Source organism: Polaribacter ponticola, assembly GCF_026191475.2.
Taxonomy (GTDB): domain Bacteria; phylum Bacteroidota; class Bacteroidia; order Flavobacteriales; family Flavobacteriaceae; genus Polaribacter; species Polaribacter ponticola.
In genome coordinates, this window is sequence record NZ_JAOSLC020000003.1 from 22,137 (window position 1) to 43,103 (window position 20,967).

Annotated in this window: 16 protein-coding genes and 1 pseudogene; 1 reads left to right on the plus strand and 16 read right to left on the minus strand. The window is 30.5% G+C overall.

What is annotated here, in order from left to right; genetic code table 11:
- Positions 1 to 15 precede the first annotated feature (15 nt).
- From N5A56_RS04820 to N5A56_RS04880, 13 genes and pseudogenes are all read right to left on the minus strand, one after another.
- Complete coding sequence (locus tag N5A56_RS04820) at positions 16 to 2,088, minus strand: type I restriction-modification system subunit M (RefSeq protein WP_265724471.1); 2,073 nt, start codon at positions 2,086 to 2,088, stop codon at positions 16 to 18.
- On the minus strand, positions 2,089 to 2,292 hold the full coding sequence (locus N5A56_RS04825; protein ID WP_265724472.1) for a helix-turn-helix domain-containing protein: 204 nt from the start codon (positions 2,290 to 2,292) through the stop codon (positions 2,089 to 2,091).
- A 354-nt stretch (positions 2,293 to 2,646) separates the two neighbouring features.
- Complete coding sequence (locus N5A56_RS04830) at positions 2,647 to 3,282, minus strand: ATP-binding cassette domain-containing protein (protein ID WP_274270237.1); 636 nt, start codon at positions 3,280 to 3,282, stop codon at positions 2,647 to 2,649.
- An 829-nt stretch (positions 3,283 to 4,111) separates the two neighbouring features.
- Entirely contained in the window at positions 4,112 to 4,498 is a 387-nt protein-coding gene (locus N5A56_RS04835) for a hypothetical protein (RefSeq protein WP_265724474.1), read from the minus strand.
- Between the two features lie 658 nt (positions 4,499 to 5,156).
- Positions 5,157 to 6,131 carry a TolC family protein gene (locus N5A56_RS17810; RefSeq protein ID WP_337994764.1) on the minus strand — a complete coding sequence of 325 codons (975 nt, stop codon included), beginning with the start codon at positions 6,129 to 6,131 and terminating at the stop codon, positions 5,157 to 5,159.
- Positions 6,092 to 9,843, minus strand: a pseudogene (locus N5A56_RS04845) (efflux RND transporter permease subunit). The gene N5A56_RS17810 and the pseudogene N5A56_RS04845 overlap by 40 nt, the downstream one beginning before the upstream one ends.
- A gap of 23 nt (positions 9,844 to 9,866) precedes the next feature.
- Positions 9,867 to 10,949 (minus strand): efflux RND transporter periplasmic adaptor subunit, encoded by a 1,083-nt coding sequence (locus N5A56_RS04850; RefSeq protein WP_260585374.1) that lies wholly within the window; start codon positions 10,947 to 10,949, stop codon positions 9,867 to 9,869.
- A gap of 129 nt (positions 10,950 to 11,078) precedes the next feature.
- Positions 11,079 to 11,540 carry a hypothetical protein gene (locus N5A56_RS04855; protein ID WP_260585375.1) on the minus strand — a complete coding sequence of 154 codons (462 nt, stop codon included), beginning with the start codon at positions 11,538 to 11,540 and terminating at the stop codon, positions 11,079 to 11,081.
- A 563-nt stretch (positions 11,541 to 12,103) separates the two neighbouring features.
- Complete coding sequence (locus tag N5A56_RS04860; RefSeq protein ID WP_274270238.1) at positions 12,104 to 12,367, minus strand: restriction endonuclease subunit S domain-containing protein; 264 nt, start codon at positions 12,365 to 12,367, stop codon at positions 12,104 to 12,106.
- Entirely contained in the window at positions 12,361 to 13,062 is a 702-nt protein-coding gene (locus N5A56_RS04865; RefSeq protein WP_274270239.1) for a restriction endonuclease subunit S domain-containing protein, read from the minus strand. The genes N5A56_RS04860 and N5A56_RS04865 overlap by 7 nt, the downstream gene beginning before the upstream one ends.
- Before the next feature lie 478 nt (positions 13,063 to 13,540).
- Positions 13,541 to 15,421: an N-6 DNA methylase gene (locus tag N5A56_RS04870; protein WP_265724476.1), complete on the minus strand. Its 1,881-nt coding sequence runs from the start codon at positions 15,419 to 15,421 to the stop codon at positions 13,541 to 13,543.
- Positions 15,408 to 15,614, minus strand: coding sequence for a hypothetical protein (locus N5A56_RS04875; protein ID WP_265724477.1), 207 nt, complete (start codon positions 15,612 to 15,614; stop codon positions 15,408 to 15,410). Before N5A56_RS04875 ends, N5A56_RS04870 begins: the two co-directional genes overlap by 14 nt.
- Before the next feature lie 500 nt (positions 15,615 to 16,114).
- Positions 16,115 to 16,363, minus strand: coding sequence for a hypothetical protein (locus N5A56_RS04880; protein ID WP_265724458.1), 249 nt, complete (start codon positions 16,361 to 16,363; stop codon positions 16,115 to 16,117).
- A gap of 276 nt (positions 16,364 to 16,639) precedes the next feature.
- Between N5A56_RS04880 and N5A56_RS04885 the strand changes: the two genes are divergently transcribed.
- Positions 16,640 to 17,632 (plus strand): IS110 family RNA-guided transposase, encoded by a 993-nt coding sequence (locus N5A56_RS04885; protein ID WP_265724292.1) that lies wholly within the window; start codon positions 16,640 to 16,642, stop codon positions 17,630 to 17,632.
- A gap of 165 nt (positions 17,633 to 17,797) precedes the next feature.
- Here the strand turns inward: N5A56_RS04885 and N5A56_RS04890 are convergent, their stop codons facing one another.
- From N5A56_RS04890 to N5A56_RS04900, 3 genes are all read right to left on the minus strand, one after another.
- Positions 17,798 to 18,844 carry a type I restriction enzyme HsdR N-terminal domain-containing protein gene (locus tag N5A56_RS04890; RefSeq protein ID WP_187481455.1) on the minus strand — a complete coding sequence of 349 codons (1,047 nt, stop codon included), beginning with the start codon at positions 18,842 to 18,844 and terminating at the stop codon, positions 17,798 to 17,800.
- A 189-nt stretch (positions 18,845 to 19,033) separates the two neighbouring features.
- The gene (locus N5A56_RS04895; RefSeq protein ID WP_274270240.1) at positions 19,034 to 19,234 is read right to left on the minus strand and encodes a TlpA family protein disulfide reductase; all 201 of its coding nucleotides are present in this window, start codon (positions 19,232 to 19,234) and stop codon (positions 19,034 to 19,036) included.
- Entirely contained in the window at positions 19,221 to 20,402 is a 1,182-nt protein-coding gene (locus N5A56_RS04900) for a TlpA family protein disulfide reductase (protein ID WP_274270241.1), read from the minus strand. Before N5A56_RS04900 ends, N5A56_RS04895 begins: the two co-directional genes overlap by 14 nt.
- Positions 20,403 to 20,967 lie beyond the last annotated feature (565 nt).

Below are 20,967 nucleotides of genomic sequence, written 5' to 3' on the forward strand. Positions count from 1 at the left end.
TGTTAAAAGGGCTATTTACTTTCCCACAAAAGACAAGTTTTCTTTTTTAGCAAATTCTAAAAAAGCTTCAGCTATACCGTCTTTTGTAATATTATCGTGATTAAATAAATCGTGTTTTACAATTAAATGGCCGTGTGTATCCAATAAATATTCATCCAAACTTTCAGTTGTTGTATCGTAGTGGTCTATTGGCTCTGCAACATTTTGATTGTTTGCGTCTTTATTTACTGTTTTTGAATTTGGGAAATCTTTTTTCTTAACAAAAATCTTTTCTCCGCTATTGTCTTTACTTGGTTCTTGTTGTGTTGCAAAAAAGATTGGGTAATCTTCTTTTTTAGGACATAATTTATCATCCCACTTTTGTATAAAAAGCACAGATGTTTTCGTTCCTGTGTGTGGCTTAAAAACGTTTCCGTGTAATCCAACAACTCCTAAAATTCTACATTTTTCTGCAATATAATCACGTATATTTTTGTCAGAACTATTGTTAAATCTTCCTTGTGGTAAAACAACAGCCATTCGTCCACCAGGTTTTAGAAAATCTAAATTACGTTCAATAAACAAAATATCTCTACCAACTTTTGTTTGGTATTTTCCGTTTGGTTTTTTGCCGAGTTCGTATTTTGCTAAAATTCTACTTTCTTTAATATCTCCAGCAAATGGTGGATTTGCCATTAAAACATCAAATTCAAAATCTCTATTACTGTTTTTTGTTGTTCTTAATTTTCTTAATTTTTTCCAACCTTCATAATATGTGTCTTGCCAATCTTCATCTTCTGTTTTTTCATCCCAACGTTCATAATCTAAAGTGTTTAGATGTAAAACGTTAGTTTGACCATCTCCTGCAATTAAATTTAATGTTCTTGCTACACGAACTGCTTTTTCGTCAAAATCAATAGCGAAAACTTTGTTTTGTACATAATCTGTACATTCCGTTGGTTTTTCTTCTGCTGTAAATAAATGACTTTTAGGTATTCCTTTTTCTTTAAGAATTTGTTCCCAAACGTGAAAAATAGAGTGCACAGGAAAACCACAACTTCCAGAAGCCGTATCAATTACGGATTCTTCTTTTTGTGGATTCATCATTTTTACACACATATCAATTACATATCTTGGTGTAAAATATTGTCCTTTTTCTCCTTTACTACTTTTACCAATTAAGTATTCAAATGCTTCATCTACAACATCAAGGTTTGAGTTAAATAGTTTTACATCTTGTAAAGAAGAAACACAAACCGATAGGTGAGAAGGTGTTAGCATTAATTTACTATCTTCTGTAAAAACACCTTCCCATTTATTTCTTGCATTATCAAAAACCTCTTGTATTTTTTCTTTTAATTCGGTTTCGGTATCTCCATAATTTCTAAAACGTAAATGGCGAGTTTTATTTCTGCCACTTTCCATTTCATCATATAGTTTTGTGAAAATAAGTTTAAAGAGCTCTTCAAAAACATCAACACCTGCATTTGCCAAAACTTCATCTTCCATTTCCAAAATCAAATCTTTTAATGATTTTTTTTCGGTTACTAATTTGTCTTTTTTTACTAAATCATCAATTGTCCAACGTTCGGTTAAAATGTCAGATAATTTTTCTGTAGCACTTGGAATTGCAGATAAATCCTCAAAATAATTTGGGTCTTTTCTGTGATAAAATGAAATTGAATCTCCATTACTCCAAACTCCAATTGGTGCTCCTGTTGCGTTACAATAAGATTTTAGTTGTTCTTTTCCGTCTTTTAGTTTCGGTTTTTTAAGTTCAACCATTATGTAGATTGAACGTGTATCTTGTTTGTCGAAAATAACAATGTCAGCACGTTTTTTTTCACGTCCAAAACTTACAGCATATTCAATTTCCATTCTGTCAAATGAATAACCATATTGTTCATTTAAAACCATTAAATAAAGTTGTCTTACTGCTTCTTCTGGTTTTAGTTGAATATCTTTTCTTCTAACTAAACAGTTGATATAAGGCACTTCTTTTCCACGAACTTCTTTTAAAAAGATATTATTTTCTAAAGTTTCAATTTGGTCAGTTGTAAATTGAGTTAGTTTGTAGTTACTGTCTCTTAATATTTCGGTTAGTTTCATCTATTTGATATTGTCTTTGTGTTCTACTAATAATTCTTTTGCTTCTACATTTAAGATTTTAGCAATCTTGTACAAGTCTTCCAAACTAGGTTGCCTTTTATTTTGAGCATATGAGTGAACCATATTGTAACTCTTTCCTAATTGTTCAGCCAACCAGATTTGTTTTATTCCTTTTTGTTCTAAAACCTCTTTTATTCGGTTCATTTTGAATTTTTTTAATTCAGTTCACTAAAGTAGAGAACATTTTTAAAATACTCACTAAATGAGTATAAAAATTATCATTCCATATGAGTGAGAGGTGGGAAAAGGCAAGCTCTTTTTATTTTTTGAGGCACGAAAAAAATAAAATGTGCTTGACTGTGCGGTTGGCTTTTCAGAGCTTGTTGCTAACGTTGTTGTGTATGATTAGTTGCGTGTTTTAAGCAGTGAATTTAGTAAATAAAGCACGAACGGCGAAATTCCGAAGGAATTTCCTAAGTGAGCTAAAACCAGCAATTAATTATACACGGTGTTGTAAACTGTGCGTTTTTTAGTTTTCAAATAGTAACTTGATTTAAATTACTTATTATCGGACGAAATTTTTTTATTCTCTAATATAAACTCAGAACTATTGGTGAAATCAAAAGATTTAATTTCAGAAATGTGAGTTGTAATTAAAAAAAACTTATTTTCTTCTAAAGAAAGTGCTTTAATCTTATTTACTAGTTTAGGAATGAAATTCTTGTCAATTCCAGAAAAAGGTTCGTCCCAAATGAATAAATTCGGATTATGTAACATAGTTGCTAAAAGTTTGACTCTTTTTACAAAACCTGTCGATAGTTCAGAGATTTGTAAATTCTGATACTTATCTAATTCGAAAAAGGTAATTAAATTTTCCTGATATGACTTCTGTAACTTTGTGTCATTTCTATATATATAATTTAATAAACTGATATATTCCTTTACAGTAAATTGTGTCGGATATGTAGGGTAATCTATTAAAAAACCAATATTCCTTTTATAAGAATTGTCCTTAAAATCTATTTCTTTGTCATTTATATAAATTGAACCTGAGTTATATTTAAGAGCTCCTGCTAAAATATTTAAAAGAGTCGATTTCCCTGTGCCATTATCTCCAAATAGAAATGATATATTTTTATTAAATTGAATACTAATATCATTTAAAATGATATTTGAGCCATATTTTTTTGTCAAATTCTTAATTGTTATCATCTAAGTTTAAAGTTCGGTTGAAAATATTAATTAAAGTAACGAAAATAATTAGTACTAGTATAGACCCAATAACTGGAAAACCTAAACCTATACTAACTAAGCCAAATAAAAAATAAAACAAAATTATATTAATTACTTTTCTGAAAAACGAATGTTTTATGTAATGAGTTGGAATTATAAATTTCAATAAAAATGAAATGAGAATTAATGAATTTAAAATAAAAAAATTTTCACTAATAGCTTGAACAGTAGTCATTTCAATAGTCTTTAAAAAAAGATATTGATAAAAAAATAAATTATTTATAAAGAAATTTATTAAAATTAATTTCTTGACTTTTGCTCCTGAAATAAAAAAAATATATTCTAGGAATTCAGTGTATTTATAATTTAATAAAGTTTGTTGTATTAAAAAAATAGAAATAGAAATTTTTATTATTTCGGGGAAAGAGAAAAAATAGTTTGTATTAATAAAAAAACTAAAAATGATAATATCTATAAAAGATAAGCTTATCAAATTTGTTTTTAAAATAATTGCAAAATTGATTAATTTAAACTTTATCATATTTTACATTTATTAAGTATAACGAAATTATTAAAAGGATAATTAATGATATAGAAATCTTAAACAATAAATATATAGTTTGATAATTGTTTAGGTCTATCAAATTAACGTTTTCATTATACGTTATTAGTACAAATAATAAAAGAGTAAATAGTTTTAGGTAGTTTTTATGAGATTTATTCACTTTATTTTTAAGTATGTCTTTTAAAAGCCTAACAAGTAAACAAGAATTTATATAAGCTGTAATTATTAAAAAAAACCTGTAATTGATGTTTTTTCAAAAATCATTAAATCATATGTTAAACAAAAAGGGATATAAGCAATGATAAAAAAGATTAAGAATACTATTTTAAAGTTAAATAATTCAATAAGAACGTCAATAAAAATGACTTTTGAAATTTTAAATGGATACAGTAATTTGAAATATTGATAATTTGGGTCATAAAACTTATACATAAAAATATCACTCAAAATTGGTGCAATAAAATAGAATAATGCAATAATATTAAAATTTATAATTTTTATTTCGCCAATCACTAATGCGTCTTCAGACGTAATCCCAAGAAACATTGTTGTAAACATTCCTACTACTAAAATCAATCCGATATATTCAGGCGCAAATTGATACTTAGCCATTTTGAACCTAGTTAGAGAAAGAAAATTATATTGCAATATTTTAAACATTTATTTGTTGTTCAGGTTTTAAATTAAATCTATTTCGGATTTTGAGTAGAGTGATTTTAGCATTGTTTACAACGTCTCCGTATATGAAATGTAGCGTGTAAAAAGATAATATTGTTTCGGATTATACACGAGCCGAATTTTTATTTTTTCTATTTATCTTTTATTCTCTAAATATACAAAAATAAAAATTTGGCGGACTCAATAAAGAAGCAAAAATCTCTCGGAAAGCCTATAATAGCTATGTTTTATATACATTGTTGTGCATAGTGCTTTTCACGTTTAGCTTGGTTTTCCGATGTTTGTTATTTAGTTCAAATGTGAGCGCTGGCAAGACATACTCTTTTGCAATTTTTGGCGTAGCGTTGGCTGTAGCTAATTGCAAATGTGTATGGCTTTAACGGTTGGCATTTCCACCAATTCCTTTATTCAATATTTCTTTAACCAGTCCGAAAATCATATTTTTCACATCTTCTTTAAATTTTTTCTAGTAATTTTTTACTCATAGTATAAATGTAATACCAAATTCTAAAGATATATTCAATTAACAGACTTTCAATAAAAAAGGCGCATTTTTTATAAGTTGCGCCTTTTGAAGTTAACTTAAAAGTCTCTAATTCCAGCCACCACCAAGCGCTTGGTACAATTTTACATTAGCAAGTAACTGGTCGCGTTTGGTTTCTATAATTTCAATTTTAGAATCCAAAGTTTCTCTTTGTGTTAGTAATACTTCGGTGTATTCAGCCCTTGCAGATTTAAAAAGTAATAAAGACAAGTCAATAGATTCTGTTAATGCCTTGACTTGTTCTTCTTTAAGTTGAAAACTTTTATTCAATTTATCTGTATTTGATAATTGGTTGGCGACTTCCATATACGCATTTAATATGGCACGCTCGTACTCAAAAACAGCTTGCAATTGCTGATTATTTGCGGTATTATATGCTGCTTTAATAGCATTTCTGTTAATTAATGGCGACACCACATCGCCAACCAATGAATACACTAAAGATTCTGGTGTGCTGGTTAAAAATTTAGGATTAAAGGCCTCTAGACCTATACCTGCTCTAATACCAAAAGACGGATAAAAATTAGATCTTGCAATTTTAACGTTCAGCTTTGAAGCTGCGAGTTCTAATTCGGCTTGCCTAATATCTGTTCGATTTGCCAATAGTTGTGAAGGCACACCAATATTAAGAGAGTTTATAGGTGTTTCCATAAAAGCATTAGAATTACGTACAATAGATTGCGGATACCTTCCAACGAGAAAATTAATAAGGTTCTCAGTTTCTACAATTTTTTGTTCTATCAGAAACTTATTGCTTTGATTTTTATACACATCTGCATCAAAACGTCTCACAGCTAATTGTGTAGCACGCGCAGCTTCCTTTTGCAGTTTTACCATTTTAAGTGCATTTTGTTGCAACTCTAAATTTTGCTCAATGATTTCCAATTGATTATCGAGTGCCATTAATTCGTAATAGGCACTTGCAATTTCTGAAACCAGTTGCGTGACCATAAAATTCTTGCCTTCAACAGAAGCTAAATATTCTAAAACAGCAGCTTTTTTCCGTTGCGTAGCTTTTTCCAAACGTCCAATTCCCAAGAAGCAGATAATCCTGCTTGAAAATTTGCTAAGGGTTCTGGAAATTCTTCATCCTCACGTATATTCAGATTATGTTCAACAGCTCCATTTCTTGTAAATTCGCCTACTTTTTCAACTTCTGCACCTGCAACGATATTAACGGAAGGTAAATATTCTCCTGTTTTCGCTTGAATTTCATTCTGCGCCATATTTACGCGCTGCAATAAAATATTAAGCTCTTGGTTGTTTGCCAAAGCCGAATCTATCAATGTTACCAAATTAGGGTCTGAAAAGAAATCTTTCCATTTTACAGTTGCCATAGTTGTAGAGTCTGTTGTTTGATTATCAAACTGCTCTGGTATTGCTTTATTTTCCTCTCGCACTATTTTAGTTGGTACACAAGCATACAATGAAAAGAATGCAAAAATGCCAACAACTAATTGTTTTTTCATCGTTATGATGTTAATTATCCTATTCATTTTTATTCTTTTTTTCAATTTATTAATCAGTTTTTTCAATTTGCTAATACTCTCGGTATTGGCTTTGGATTGTTTTTCTGCTTCGCTATTTCTAATAAAATTTTCGGAAAGTGGCTCAAAAGATTCATCTTGAATAAGACTTTTGCCTTCTGCCATTTTTGCGAAAATGTAATATAAACCAGGAATAATAAGCACTCCGAAAAGCGTTCCAATTAGCATGCCTCCTAAAGATGAACCTCCAATGGTTCTGTTTCCAATTGCACCTGCTCCAGAGGCAACTACCAACGGAATTAATCCTGCAATAAAAGCAAACGACGTCATTAAAATAGGTCTAAAACGTGCTTTTGAACCTTCAATGGCTGCTTCTAAAACTGTTGCACCTTCTCGCTGTTTTTGAACTGCAAATTCTACAATCAAAACTGCATTTTTTCCTAAAAGTCCAATAAGCATTATTAATCCTATTTGTGCATACACATCATTAGATAATCCCATAATTTTTAAAACGAAAAACGAACCAAAAACCCCTACTGGTAGTGATAAAATCACTACGAAGGGCAATAAGAAACTTTCGTATTGTGCTGCAAGAACGAAGTACACAAATATGAGTACCACGATAAAGACATATAAGGATTCATTACCTCTACTGGCTTCATCAAAAGACAAACCTTCCCAAGCTACATCATATCCATTTGGTAATTCCTTTGCTGCAACTTCCTTAATCGCATTTATGGCATCACTACTGGTAAATCCTTTTGCTGGCAAACCTCTAATGGATGCTGAGTTGTAAAGGTTATACCGTGTAATTTCGTTAGGCCCTAATTTCTTTTCCACCGTCATAAAAGCAGAATAGGGTACCATTTCGCCACTTTCATTCTTCACAAATAATTTTTCTAGATCTGAAGGTAAACGACGATATTCTGGCGCAGCTTGGGTGTAAACCTTAAAGAAACGACCAAAACGAATAAATCCTTGTTCATAGGTACTACCAATTAAAATGTTTAGGTTTTGCATTGCTTTATCGATGGAAACGCCTTTTTGCATCGCAATTTTATTGTTGATTTTCAACTCATATTGCGGATAATTTGCAGAAAAGAACGTGAATAACCCTGTCAATTCTTCACGTTTAGACAAGGCTTCCATAAACTTATTATTGATGCCTTCAAACTGATGATAATCGGTAGAGTTGGTTTTATCCAATAAGCGCATCGCAAATCCTCCCGAAGAACCAAAACCTGGAACTGCTGGTGGTTCAAAATACTCGATGATTGCACCTAAATCTTTAGTTTCCTCTTCCAATTCTTCCATAATTTCGTGAACGGAATGGTGTCTGTCTCCCCAAGGTTTTAGATTAATCAAACAGGTACCAGCGTTAGAACCACGACCTTCGGTCATAATTTCGTAACCTGCTAATGAAGTTACTGATGCCACACCTTCGGTTTCTTCACATATTTTCTGAAGTTTTTTTGCCACTTCATTAGTGCGCTCTAAAGTTGATCCGGGTGGTGTTTGTATAATGGCGTAAATCATTCCTTGGTCTTCGTTAGGAATAAAACCAGCAGGAAGCGCTTCGTTGGTTACATAAATTCCGAAGCAAAAAGCAGCCAAAATCCCAAAGGTAACAATACGTCTTGCCACAATTTTATTCAGAATTTTTACATACTTTCCAGTTAATCTTTCAAAACCTTTATTAAACCAATTAATAAATTTATCTATGAGTGACTTTTTCTTTTTTCCGTGGGTATTCTTCAATAACATCGCACATAAAACTGGTGTTAATGTCAATGCGACAATAGCAGAAATCACAATTGCACCAGCCATTGTTATTGAAAATTGGCGATAAAAAACACCTACTGGACCTGTCATAAATGAAATGGGTATAAACACAGAAACCATTACAAAAGTGATTGCTATAATGGCTCCACCTATTTCTCCTAATACTTCTGATGTCGCTTTATATGGTGTAAGATTTTTTCTTCCATCTTTAAATGGACGGCCTCTACCACAACAATGGCGTCATCGACCACAATACCAATGGCGAGAACCAATGCAAATAGGGTAATTAAGTTAATAGATAAACCAAAAAATTGCATTACGAAAAATGCACCAATTAACGACACAGGTACCGCTATAATTGGAATTAAAGTAGAACGCCAATCTCCTAAAAATAAAAATACGACTATCGCAACCAGAATGAAAGCTTCAAATAGCGTATGCAATACCTGCTCAATAGATGCATCTAGAAATTTAGATACATCATAACTTATTTGAAAGTTTACATCTGGTGGTAAATCGACTTTAAGCTCTGCTATTTTTGCTTTTACTGTCTCAATAACATCGCTACCATTACTACCTAGCGTTTGTTTTAGCACGATGGAAGCTGAAGGGTTTCCGTCTAAATTAGAATAAATATCAAAAAACTCACTTCCTAATTTTACATCGGCAATATCTTTGAGCTGTATCATTTCGCCTTCTTCATTGGCGCGAATGATAATCTCCTTGTATTGGTCTGGCTCGTTATATCGGTCCTGGTAGGTTAATACATATTCTAAAGATTGCGAGGTCATACCAGAACTTTGTCCCAAACGTCCTGGTCGTGCAAGAATACTTTGCTCTTCCATAGCTTCTAATACTTCTTCTGCGGAAATATTATACGCACGCATACGGTCTGGTTTTAACCACACACGCATCGCATATTTTCTACTTCCTAAAATTTGTGCACTCGCAATTCCATTGATACGCTGAATTTCTGGAATAACTTTAGTGTAGGCATAATTATAAAGAAATTTCTCGTCGTTATTTTTATCTGTGCTAGACAAATTTACATACATTAACATACTTGGTTGTACAGGTGTGATAATAACACCTTCACGTTGTACCAATTCTGGCAACAAAGGCATTACTTGGTCCACACGCGTTTTTACTCTAACAACAGCTTCATTTGGGTCTGTGCCAGGTTCAAAAATAATACGAATTGTTGCTTCTCCAGCACTTGTAGCATCAGATGCGATGTAGCGCATATCTTGCACTCCATTAATAGCAGTTTCTAAAGGAATTAATGTAGAATTAACCAATACTTCTGCACTCGAACCTGGATAGGCAATAAAAATATTTACCGTAGTTGGTGCAATTTGCGGGAACTGTGAAATAGGCAATTGCTTAATGGCAAGACCACCTATAAACACAATCATAACCGAAATGACAATTGCCAAAACGGGTCTTTTTATAAATTGTTTAAACATGTTTTCTTTGGATTAGGATTGGATTACTCAGCGTACAAGTCTAACGATTCCAAAACCTTTTTTGGTTCTTCAAACTTGGTATGGATTTCTTCATTGTTCTTAACCATCCTAATGCCTTCTAAAAGAATGGTATCGGTTTCTGAAAGTCCTTTGCTAATTACATAGATATTTGGCAACTCTGCGCCAATGGTAATCTCACGTTGTCTTACTTTATTTTCCTTATCTACTATAAAAACGTAGGTTTTATCCAAAACTTCAAATGTTGCTTTCTGCGGAATCAAAATCACATCCTTAAAGGGTACTGTCATTAATATACTTCCTGTTTGGCCATGTCTTAGAACTCCATCAGGATTTGGAAAGGTTGCACGAAAGGCAATATTTCCAGTTTCATTATTAAATTCGCCTTCAATTGTCTCAACGATACCTTTTTGATTAAACTCACGGTTATTTGCCAATAGCAAACGCACTTCTTCTTTATCATCTTTATGATCGTTCATCATATAATCTAAATACTGCGCTTCAGGAACATTAAAATATACCCACATTTTACTGTTGTCTGAAAGTTTGGTTAATAATTCGCCTTCATCCAAAAGACTACCTTCTCTCACTTCAAGATGGTCCATAATACCATCAAAAGGTGCTTTGATTTGTGTGAAGCCTAAATGGGTTTGTGCTAATGAGACTTCGGCTTTCGATTTGTCATAGTTGGCACTTGCCATTGCTAATTCATTTTGAGAAACCACGTTGCCATCTGCCAATAATTTGGTGTTCTTCAATTCAATTTCTGCGACATTAGACTCTGCTTGTGCTTTCTGCAATTCCGCTTGATAAATGTTAGGCATAATTTGGAACATAGCCTGTCCCTTTTTAACGTTTTGTCCTTCATCTACTGAAATGCTCTTTAAATAGCCTTTTTCCAAAGCTCGTACTTCAATATGCCTAATAGCATGAATTTGACTCACATAATCTTTAGTGATTGTGGTGTCTTTTTTAATGGGATTGGTAACAAGAAATGCTGTGTGTTCCTTTTTTTCTTCTTTTTTTGATTCGCAACTTGTTTGGACTATGAGCATAAACAAGCCCATAAGAATGACTAATTTTTTCATAAGTATGAATTATTGGGTATATTAAATGTGTTGAGTAAGTCTCTATTTAAGACGAACTGAAAAAATAAAAATTAATTTAAAATAGAATGTGTAAACCCAATTTTAAGGTTGTCTACACTGAAAGAAGTATCAGATAATAAATACCTGAAATTTGACATGAAGTCGTGTGGAAGTGGAATCGAAATGCGAAACATAGCGAATAACATCTTTTTGTAGTTCTTTAGACATCGCACTTAATGGCTCTGAACTAAACATAGCAACGATGTATCCATAAAATGAAGTTAACTGATGTTTAGAAGGTTCTTCATTTGTTTCGACCTCTTCATATTTAAGCAACTCTATAAAAAGAGTGTTATCCTCTTTTTCTTTTGAAGTTTTAATAAAGACGTTTTCTGAAGATACCTGAACGTCATTTTCATCATTTTGAATCTGCTCATAAAAATTATCGACACCAGAAACTGGCAACGTATTGCCATAAATATTGCTTGCTCCTGTTAGAAACAAAAACAATAGTATTGGTATGTAATTTTTGAGATTCAAAAAAATGCTTATTTGGGGTGCAATATTATATAATTTTTTTGATATAGTCAAAATAATGTTTCTTATTTCTTTTATGAAGTTCAAGATTTATGATAAACTTAATTTTAGTCATTAAAAATCCTTTAACATTAAAATTTTAATAGACGTATTTTAATTTTCATTCTGTTTTCATTCTTTCTTTTATCGATAATGTCGCGCGTTGGCTAAAACAGCTCTTTTGGTTTTTTTAGCGTTGGCTTCTGTGTTGGCAAAAAAACCAAATGTGCTGTTTGTACGGCTGGCTTTTTTAGTTCAAATGTTGAATTTTAGGCACGATTTCCGCATTATGCACAACGTTGTTGTATATGGTTTGTTGCGTGTTTCAAGCACCTAATTTAGTAAATAATTACCAACCAAGAAAGTCCGCGAGGACTTTCGTAAGTAGGCGAGAAGCCAGCAATAAATTATATACGGTGTTGTAAGTAGTGCTTTTTTCATTCAGCTAATTTTTCCGATGTTTATTATTTAGTTCGGATTGAGCGTTGGCAAGACATACTCTTTTGCAATTTTTGGTGTAGCGTTGGCTGATGCGAATTGCAAATGTGTATGGCTTTTAGCGTTGGCTTTTCATTCCTTTATTTTTCAATATATTTTAATGCTTTTTCTTCATTTTGCTCAATCGCAATTTCTACTGCTTTTTTAGCGACTTCCAATAAATGCTCACTTTGTTTTTTTAAATCAAAACTTTCCTCAATCATTTTCGCTATTTTCCTCTGAATTACATTCGTTATTTTTGGGATAAATATTTTTTGAATATCATTTGAAGAAATGTTAGTTTGAACACCACCAGTTCCAATTCTGTTTAGCTGATATTCTCCAACCAGAGAGTTGATTACCATTGGTAAAACTTCGGGATTAAAGTTTTTGGTGTAATTCGCATTATTCTTTGATTAATGACTGCTTTTATCCCTTTTGGTATTTTGCAAGAATTTCCAATTGTTCCAGACATTGAAATTAATAAATCATTTTCATTAGCAATATCTTTTACACTTAATTCTAAATCATTTCTCGGTATTTCTATGGCATTATCTAATTGTAAATAGCCTTTTTTAATGTTATTGATTCTTATTAATGGAACACCATTACTCTTTATATACGAGTTACTTTTATATGGAAAACCAGTTGAATAATTTTCGATAAAATAATCAAATGTTTCATATCCATTTTTATAGGATTTAATTGCTTTTTCTATGATTTCATATTTAGGTTGAAAGTATTCAGAGTCAATTCTACCTGTTGCTCCAAAACTTTCTGAAAAAGATTTAATATTTATGGCTTCTTTTGTTGGTTTAAAATTTTCTAAACCTAATTCCTTTAATAATAGATTTTCTGCTTGTTTATAGGTCTGTTTAGATTGTATCCGTTTTTCGTAGGATAAAGAACAAAGTGCATCTATTTTTGATTGAAAAAGACTTGATAATTCGGGTACAACTAATTCCTTTATTTTATAGATAAATAAATTTAACTGAACATTACCAGTAGATTCTCTTAATGTTTGAAACCGACCATATTTTGATAATAAAAAAGTTGACAAATAGTAAGGTGTAATTTTTTCGTTTATTCTTACTATTCCGACGTGTCTATCGGAATTTGCAGGAAGAATATTTTTTCTTACTACTGCGCAATTACCTATTGTGCCAACTGTAGAAATAATTACATCATTTTCTTTTAGTTCTGTTCTTGGATTTTTTTGTTTTGCTTTGAAGAAATGTGATGATTTGAGGATAAATCAAAGAAATTTTCTTTAGGCGACTTTGCTGAAATTAAATTAATACAGCTTGTATTGTCAAAATCAATGGATTCGTGAATACCATCAGTAACAAAAGAGACATCTCCAACTTTTAAAAATCCCTTGCTCTTTATTATATTGTCATACTTAACGTATTCTTTTTTGTAAAATTCAGCATCAAGTCTTAATTTACTATATTCTTCTTTTAAACCCGAAAAATTAATCTCAACAATTTCAAGCCCTTCTAATAACTCTTTATAACGAGTTTCATTAAAAGGGCTTTTTACTTTCCCACAAATGATAGTTTTTCTTTTTTAGCAAACTCTAAAAAAGCTTCTGCAATACCATCTTCTGTAATATTGTCGTGATTAAATAAATCGTGTTTTACAATTAAATGTCCGTGAGAATCTAATAAATATTCATCTAAATTTTCTGGTGTTTCATTATAATGGTCTATTGGTTCTGCAACCTTGTCATTATTAGCATCTTTATTTACCGTTTTAGCATTTGGAAAATCTTTTTTCTTAACAAATATTTTTTCGCCACTATTATCTTTGCTTGGTTCTTGTTGTGTTGCAAAAAAGATTGGGTAATCTTCTTTTTTAGGACATAATTTATCATCCCATTTTTGTATAAAAAGCACAGATGTTTTCGTTCCTGTGTGTGGCTTAAAAACGTTTCCGTGTAATCCAACAACGCCTAAAATTCTACATTTTTCTGCAATATAATCACGTATATTTTTGTCAGAACTATTGTTAAATCTACCTTGTGGTAAAACAACAGCCATTCGTCCACCAGGTTTTAGAAAATCTAAATTACGTTCAATAAACAAAATATCTCTACCAACTTTTGTTTGGTATTTTCCGTTTGGTTTTTTACCGAGTTCGTATTTTGATAAAATTCTACTTTCTTTAATATCTCCAGCAAATGGTGGATTTGCCATTAAAACATCGAATTCAAAATCTCTATTACTGTTTTTTGTTGTTCTTAACTTTCTTAATTTTTTCCAACCTTCGTAATATGTGTCTTGCCAATCTTCATCTTCTGTTTTTTCATCCCAACGTTCATAATCCAATGTGTTTAGATGTAAAACGTTAGTTTGACCATCTCCTGCAATTAAATTTAATGTTCTTGCTACACGAACTGCTTTTTCGTCAAAATCAATAGCAAAAACTTTATTTTGCACATAATCTGTACATTCTGTTGGTTTTTCTTCTGCTGTAAATAAATGGCTTTTAGGTATTCCTTTTTCTTTAAGAATTTGTTCCCAAACGTGAAAAATAGAGTGAACAGGAAAACCACAACTTCCAGAAGCCGTATCAATTACGGATTCTTCTTTTTGTGGATTCATCATTTTTACACACATATCAATTACATATCTTGGTGTAAAATATTGTCCTTTTTCTCCTTTACTACTTTTACCAATTAAGTATTCAAATGCTTCATCTACAACATCAAGATTTGAATTAAATAACTTTACATCTTGCAAAGATGAAACACAAACAGATAAGTGAGAAGGTGTTAGCATTATTTTACTGTCTTCTGTAAAAACGCCTTCCCATTTATTTCTTGAGTTATCGAAAACCTCTTGTATTTTGTCTTTTAATTCGGTTTCGGTATCTCCATAATTTCTAAAACGTAAATGGCGTGTTTTATTTCTGCCACTTTCCATTTCGTCATAGAGTTTTGTGAAAATTAGTTTAAAAAGTTCCTCAAAAACATCTACACCAGCATTTGCTAAAACTTCATCTTCCATTTCCAAAATTAAATCTTTCAATGATTTTTTTTCGGTAACTAATTTGTCTTTTTTTACTAAATCGTCAATTGTCCAACGTTCAGTTAAAATATCGGATAGTTTTTCTGTTGCACTTGGAATTGCAGATAAATCCTCAAAATAATTTGGGTCCTTTCTGTGGTAAAATGAAATTGAATCTCCATTACTCCAAACTCCAATTGGAGCTCCAGTTGCGTTGCAATAAGATTTTAATTGTTCTTTTCCGTCTTTTAGTTTCGGTTTTTTTAGTTCAACCATAATGTAGATTGAACGAATATCTTGTTTGTCAAAAATTACAATGTCAGCTCGTTTTTTCTCACGTCCAAAACTTACAGCATATTCAATTTCCATTCTGTCAAATGAATAGCCATATTGTTCATTCAAAACCATTAAGTAGAGTTGTCTTACTGCTTCTTCTGGTTTTAATTGAATATCTTTTTCTTCTAACCAAACAGTTAATAAAAGGCACTTCTTTTCCTCTAACTTCTTTTAGAAAGATGGTTTTTTCTAAATTTTCAACTTGTTCAGTTGTAAATTGTGTTAGTTTGTAATTACTGTCTCTTAATATTTCGGTTAGTTTCATTCGTGTTTTTTGTAATATATATTCAATTCGCTAATTTAATTTAATTTTAGCGTTTCAGATTGTTTTCTTTTGATTTTTAGTTGATAGATTGAGCGTTGGGAAAAGGCAAGCTCTTTTTATTTTTTGAGGCACGAAAAAAATGAAATGTGCTTGACTATGCGGTTGGCTTTTTTAGTTCAAATGTTGGATTTTAGCTCCATTTTCGCATTACTTACAACGTGTTTATATATGGTTTGTTGCGTGAATATTGCACTAAATTAATAAATAAAAACTAACAAAGAAAATCCGCGAGGATTTTCGCAAGTAAACGATTTGCTAGCAATAAATTATATATGTTGTTGGCAAACGTTTTTATTCCTTAACTAAAGAAAAACTCAACTTGTTATATTGTTCTTGATTTTCATTTGCATTAATTTGATATGTATAATTTCCTCCGTCACTGATAATGTCAGCAAATCCTGTTGTGTAAGGTATGAGTGTATAAGTTTTTCCTTCAATCTCTATTCAATGTGCGGGAATAATTGTGCTTTGTTAAAGCTTTTGTATTCAGTTATTTCTCCAGAATTTAATTTTTGAATATTTATATTCCCATTTTCAGTTGAAGCTCCAATTTTTGCATTTTCAAAGTTAAATTGGCTAACATTAGATACTCTAATATTTAATTCAGGTAAAGTTGTGTCTTCATTATCACAACTCGTAAATAAACATAATGTCAGGATTAGTAATAAATTCAAGATTTTAATTTTCATAATTTTAATTTTTAATTCGTTATTATATTCTATAGATGTAGTTTTCCTAAAAAGGTTGCGTCAAATGTTTGCCAACGTGTTTCTTTAGTTTGTAATAAATATCTTTATGTAATAACAGAGGAGAACTATAACGTGTTTTAGAATTGTAGTTCCCTTACACGTACGAGTCCTCTGTTGTTATAAAGTTGCAAAGAACCATTTGGAATACCAGGTTTAAAAAATCCCGATAAAGGAAGTAGTTTTTGCAACATATTTATTCACTCTAATTGTAAAAATATGAAAAATTACAGAGAAGTAGTAGGAATTGATGTATCAAAAAAGACGATTGATGCTTATTGTTATCATGCCCAAGTTCATAAAGAGTTTAAGAACGATTTAGTTGGTTACAAAAGCCTCTTAAAATGGGTTTTACAAGCAACAAAAGAAAGTGCTGTTTTTTATTGTTTTGAGAATACAGGTTATTATTCCTTAAAACTTGCGCTTTATTTGCATAGTAAGAAAGTAGTTTATGTTGAGGAAAGTCCGTTAAAAATTAAGCGTTCTTCAGGGATTGTAAAAGAGAAAACAGATAAACTAGATGCTCAAGTAATAGCAAGATATGGTTGGCTTTACAGAGAAGAGTTAACTCCAAGTACTGTTAAAAGTAGCTCTCATTTAGAGTTAGGTAGATTGTTAGCTTTAAGAGATCAGTTAGTTAGAAATAACGCGGGTTTAAAAGGTACTTTAAAAGAGATGAAAGAGCTTTTAACAAGCTCTACAACAGATTTAGGTTGTATCAGTTTAAAGCGAAGTATTGACTATTTATCTAAGCAAGTAAAGGCAATAGAAATTAGAATTGAAGAAATAATTTTTGATGATATTTCTATGAGTAAAAACTACGAATTATTAAAAAGTATGAAAGGGATTGGTCTTGTGGTTGCTTGTCAATTAATTTATCATACAGGTAACTTTACACGTTTTAAAAGTTGGCGTGCTTTCTCCAGTTATTGTGGAACTGCACCTTTTGAGCATCGCTCTGGTACAAGTATTCATAGACGAAAACAATGTCATTATTTAGGAGATAGAAAGATGAAAAGTTTACTAAGTATGGCAAGTGTTTCTGCAATACAACATGATAGCGAACTAAAATTGTATTATCAAAAAAAGTTAGCAGAAGGAAAAGATAAAATGTTAGCAATAAATAATGTTAGAAACAAACTAATAGCGAGAGCTTTTGCAGTAGTTAAAAGAGGAACACCGTATGTTGTTCTTCAAAATTATGCTGCTTAAAATAAAAACTAAATTTTATTAGGATTTGATCTTGGAATACGTGTAAAGAAAGTTGCGTGGTTTAAGCAGTGAATTTAGTAAATAAAACACAAACGAAGAAAATCCGAGAGGATTTTCGTAAGTAAGCTTTTACCAGCAATTTTTTTTACACGGTGTTGTAGTGCGTTATTTTTTCATTTTCTTTAACCATTCTTCGTAATATGGTCTATCATTATTTGCTGGAACTTCATACCATTGTGAACAGACAAAATAAATTTCTCCGTTTATTTGATAAGGATTTTTCCAATATCTTATTCTCTCGTAATATGGCGAATTTTCTTTTGCCAAAAATGGGAATTGAATATCAAAGGTCAATTTTGAATAATCGCCTCTTTGTAATCTTTCAATTTCATTTCTGTCTATTAAGTTGTTATTAACTAAATCATTGAATGTTTTTCGGACATATTTTCCAATTGGTAGTTTTCCAGTCGGTTCATTAAAATTCTCAAAAGTTCTATATTTTTTCGTTCTCGGTTTTTCGTAATTTTCTATCGGAACTATTTTGTTCTTACTCTCAATTTTTACTTCTAATACTTTAAAAACATTATCTATTATTTTTTCATCGAATTCATCTTGAAGTTCAGTTTTTAAATAATCAATTATTTTTCCGCTATAATTTTCAGATAGTATTTTGGTTTTTAATTTTTTAAAATCCTCTATTTCTTTTAATTGTTGAATTTTTTCTTGAGCGTGATTTTCAATATTTTCTTTGTTATAATTCTCTTTACTAAATAATTGTACAAATTTTAAACCTTTTTCACTATCTCTATTAAATTCAATTTCATCGATTAAAACGATGCTATTTTTATTGAAAAATTTACCATCTAAAAACAATTGAATTTTATTACCAATTAGAATACCTAATTCAACTCTTGTAATTCCCATATAAGATGATAGCTGTCCTTTGAAAGTAGAATTGTCAATTTCGAGAGAAGGTTTTTTAACTTCTACAATGAAAAGATTTCCTTTCTCTTTTGATCTTAAAATTAAATCTGGACTTATTCTATTTGAAGCTCCTAATTGAATACTTTCTCGTACGGCAATTTCATTATTAAATTCGCTCCATCCTAATTTTTCAAATGCTTGAACTACTTTTAATTCAAATAACTGTTCGCTCGTGTTTGTTGGCAAGTTTTCAGATAATATGTAACATAGTTCATTCCATTTTTCCATATTGATTTTCTCTTTTTTAAGTACGATTTTTCATTTTTCCCTAATGCACTACAACGTTGTTGTATATGGTTTGTTGCGTGTTTAAGCACCTAATTTAGTAAATAATTACCAACCAAGAAAGTCCGCGAGGACTTTCGTAAATTAGCAATAAGCCAGCAATAAATTATATACGGTGTTACCATAAGTACTTTACAACAAGTTTTGTAATTGTTCCTTTAGTTTCGGATTTGAAGGTCTTTTAGCATTTGATTCAATAATTCTTCCGTTTTTGTCAATTAAAATGAAACGAGGAATACCTGTAACCTGATAATCTTTAAAAAAAGAAATATTTTCATTCGGTGCAAAAAGTTGAATTCCACCTAATTTTTTTCTGTTATCATTTCTTTCCACCTTTTTTATTGTCTTTATAACTTATACTTACAAATTGAATATCTGTTTCTTCAAAGTGCTTTTCTAATTTTTTTAACGCTGGAATTTCAGCTATACACGGACCACACCAAGTAGCCCATAAGTCAATATAAATATATTTACCTTTCAAATCAGAAAGTGATATTAAATTATCTTCAACATCAAAAAGCTTGAAAGTAGGGGATGTTTTTCCTTTCGCTATTTTACTTAAACTTAAATAGACTTGTCTAACTTCTTCTTTTCGTTTTTCATCTTTTGTTAAGTCATTGTATTTTTTGAAAGCAACTTCTACATCTTTTGAACGTTTTAAGTCATTCTTCCCAACATTATAGGCTAAAACTTCTCTTAAAACTGGTGTTTTTATATTTTCTTCTATTGATTCTAAGGTTTTTAGTATTGGATCTGATAAATTTTCTATCTCTAATTTTGAAAATGTAACTTTCCTTAAATAACCTTCTAAAAAACGTATATAATAAGGACTTATTGATAATTTTTCATCGGTTAAATTTATGTCTTTATATGGATTTGGAAAGTTGTCTGATACTTTGAAATTCGTATTTTTTGTCACAAAACCGTGCATCATCTCGAAGCCTGCTAATCTATCTAACTTTTCATACTCTAAAGCTTTTTCTTCTAGATAAATAAAATCCGAATCTAGATTATTTTGCTCTTTTAAAAATTTAAATCTTAAATTAAACAGCGAATCTGTTTGTTGTAAAAATCTATTTTCATCAAATTTTGCATAATGACCATAATAGTAATTTTGCATCCCAGAACTTTCTTTCAAAGCGTTATGTTCTATTAGATAATTGTTTTCATTTGCGCCTAATCCTTTATATTCAACATATTTAGTCGGATTTTTTGTGTCTATTGATAATTTTAAATTAAATGAAGGTTTTAAATAAATAGGAATAGGTTTTTTATCAAAAAAGAAATAATACCCTTCTGAAATGTTTAATGTATCTATAAATGTATTGTCTGATTTTAAATTGAATGTATGAATAACTTCACTACGAGAACTAACAATAGATAACTTGTCTGAATTCGGGTTTTCTATTTTCCCCGATATTATAATGTAATTTACTTTTTCTTTTTTTGTACAAGAAATTGATGTTAATAATAAGAATGATATTAGTAAAATGTTTTTCATTATCGTATTTTTTTTGTATTTATGGTAACGTGTTTGTGTATGATTTGTGGCGTTTTCAAGCACCTAATTTAGTAAATAAAAACCGAATAGAAAATCCGCGAGGATTTTCGTAAGTAGGCGAGTACTAGCCATTAATTATACACGGTGTTGCCACCAGTAATTTTTATTTCGTATTTTCTTATTCATTTTTTCTCATTCATTCCATTTTATAACTTTCCTGATTTTTCTATTTACGAGTTTATATTCCACAAAAGCGAGAACATAAAATGTCAAATTTAATATTAGAATTAAAAGAAAATTACTTTCCAATTTCCCTGATTTAATAGAATAGTATAAATTCAAAATCAATGCAATTGTAAGAAAAACAAATAAAATCATAGATATTAATTTCAATCTTAACTTATATTCTTTAAAATTCTCCTTTTTAAAAGTCACAATTATTTTTGGAAGTAATTTCTCAAAAGGTGATGAAATTCGTAATAAGTCAATTCGTTTTTCATTTTCAAAACCCAAAAAAACTTATTGGGTTCATTTATATAGGTTGAAACATATTTAAAATCCAAAG

Excerpts from the sequence above, each read along its gene's own strand:
- N5A56_RS04820 (WP_265724471.1), bottom strand. The coding sequence starts at position 2,088 with ATGAAACTAACCGAAATATTAAGAGACAGTAACTACAAACTAACTCAA.
- N5A56_RS04825 (WP_265724472.1), bottom strand. The coding sequence starts at position 2,292 with ATGAACCGAATAAAAGAGGTTTTAGAACAAAAAGGAATAAAACAAATC.
- N5A56_RS04835 (WP_265724474.1), bottom strand. The coding sequence starts at position 4,498 with ATGGCTAAGTATCAATTTGCGCCTGAATATATCGGATTGATTTTAGTA.
- N5A56_RS04850 (WP_260585374.1), bottom strand. The coding sequence starts at position 10,949 with ATGAAAAAATTAGTCATTCTTATGGGCTTGTTTATGCTCATAGTCCAA.
- N5A56_RS04860 (WP_274270238.1), bottom strand. The coding sequence starts at position 12,367 with ATGGTAATCAACTCTCTGGTTGGAGAATATCAGCTAAACAGAATTGGA.
- N5A56_RS04870 (WP_265724476.1), bottom strand. The coding sequence starts at position 15,421 with ATGGTTTTGAATGAACAATATGGCTATTCATTTGACAGAATGGAAATT.
- N5A56_RS04875 (WP_265724477.1), bottom strand. The coding sequence starts at position 15,614 with ATGAAACTAACCGAAATATTAAGAGACAGTAATTACAAACTAACACAA.
- N5A56_RS04880 (WP_265724458.1), bottom strand. The coding sequence starts at position 16,363 with ATGAAAATTAAAATCTTGAATTTATTACTAATCCTGACATTATGTTTA.
- N5A56_RS04885 (WP_265724292.1), top strand. The coding sequence starts at position 16,640 with ATGAAAAATTACAGAGAAGTAGTAGGAATTGATGTATCAAAAAAGACG.
- N5A56_RS04890 (WP_187481455.1), bottom strand. The coding sequence starts at position 18,844 with ATGGAAAAATGGAATGAACTATGTTACATATTATCTGAAAACTTGCCA.
- N5A56_RS04900 (WP_274270241.1), bottom strand. The coding sequence starts at position 20,402 with ATGAAAAACATTTTACTAATATCATTCTTATTATTAACATCAATTTCT.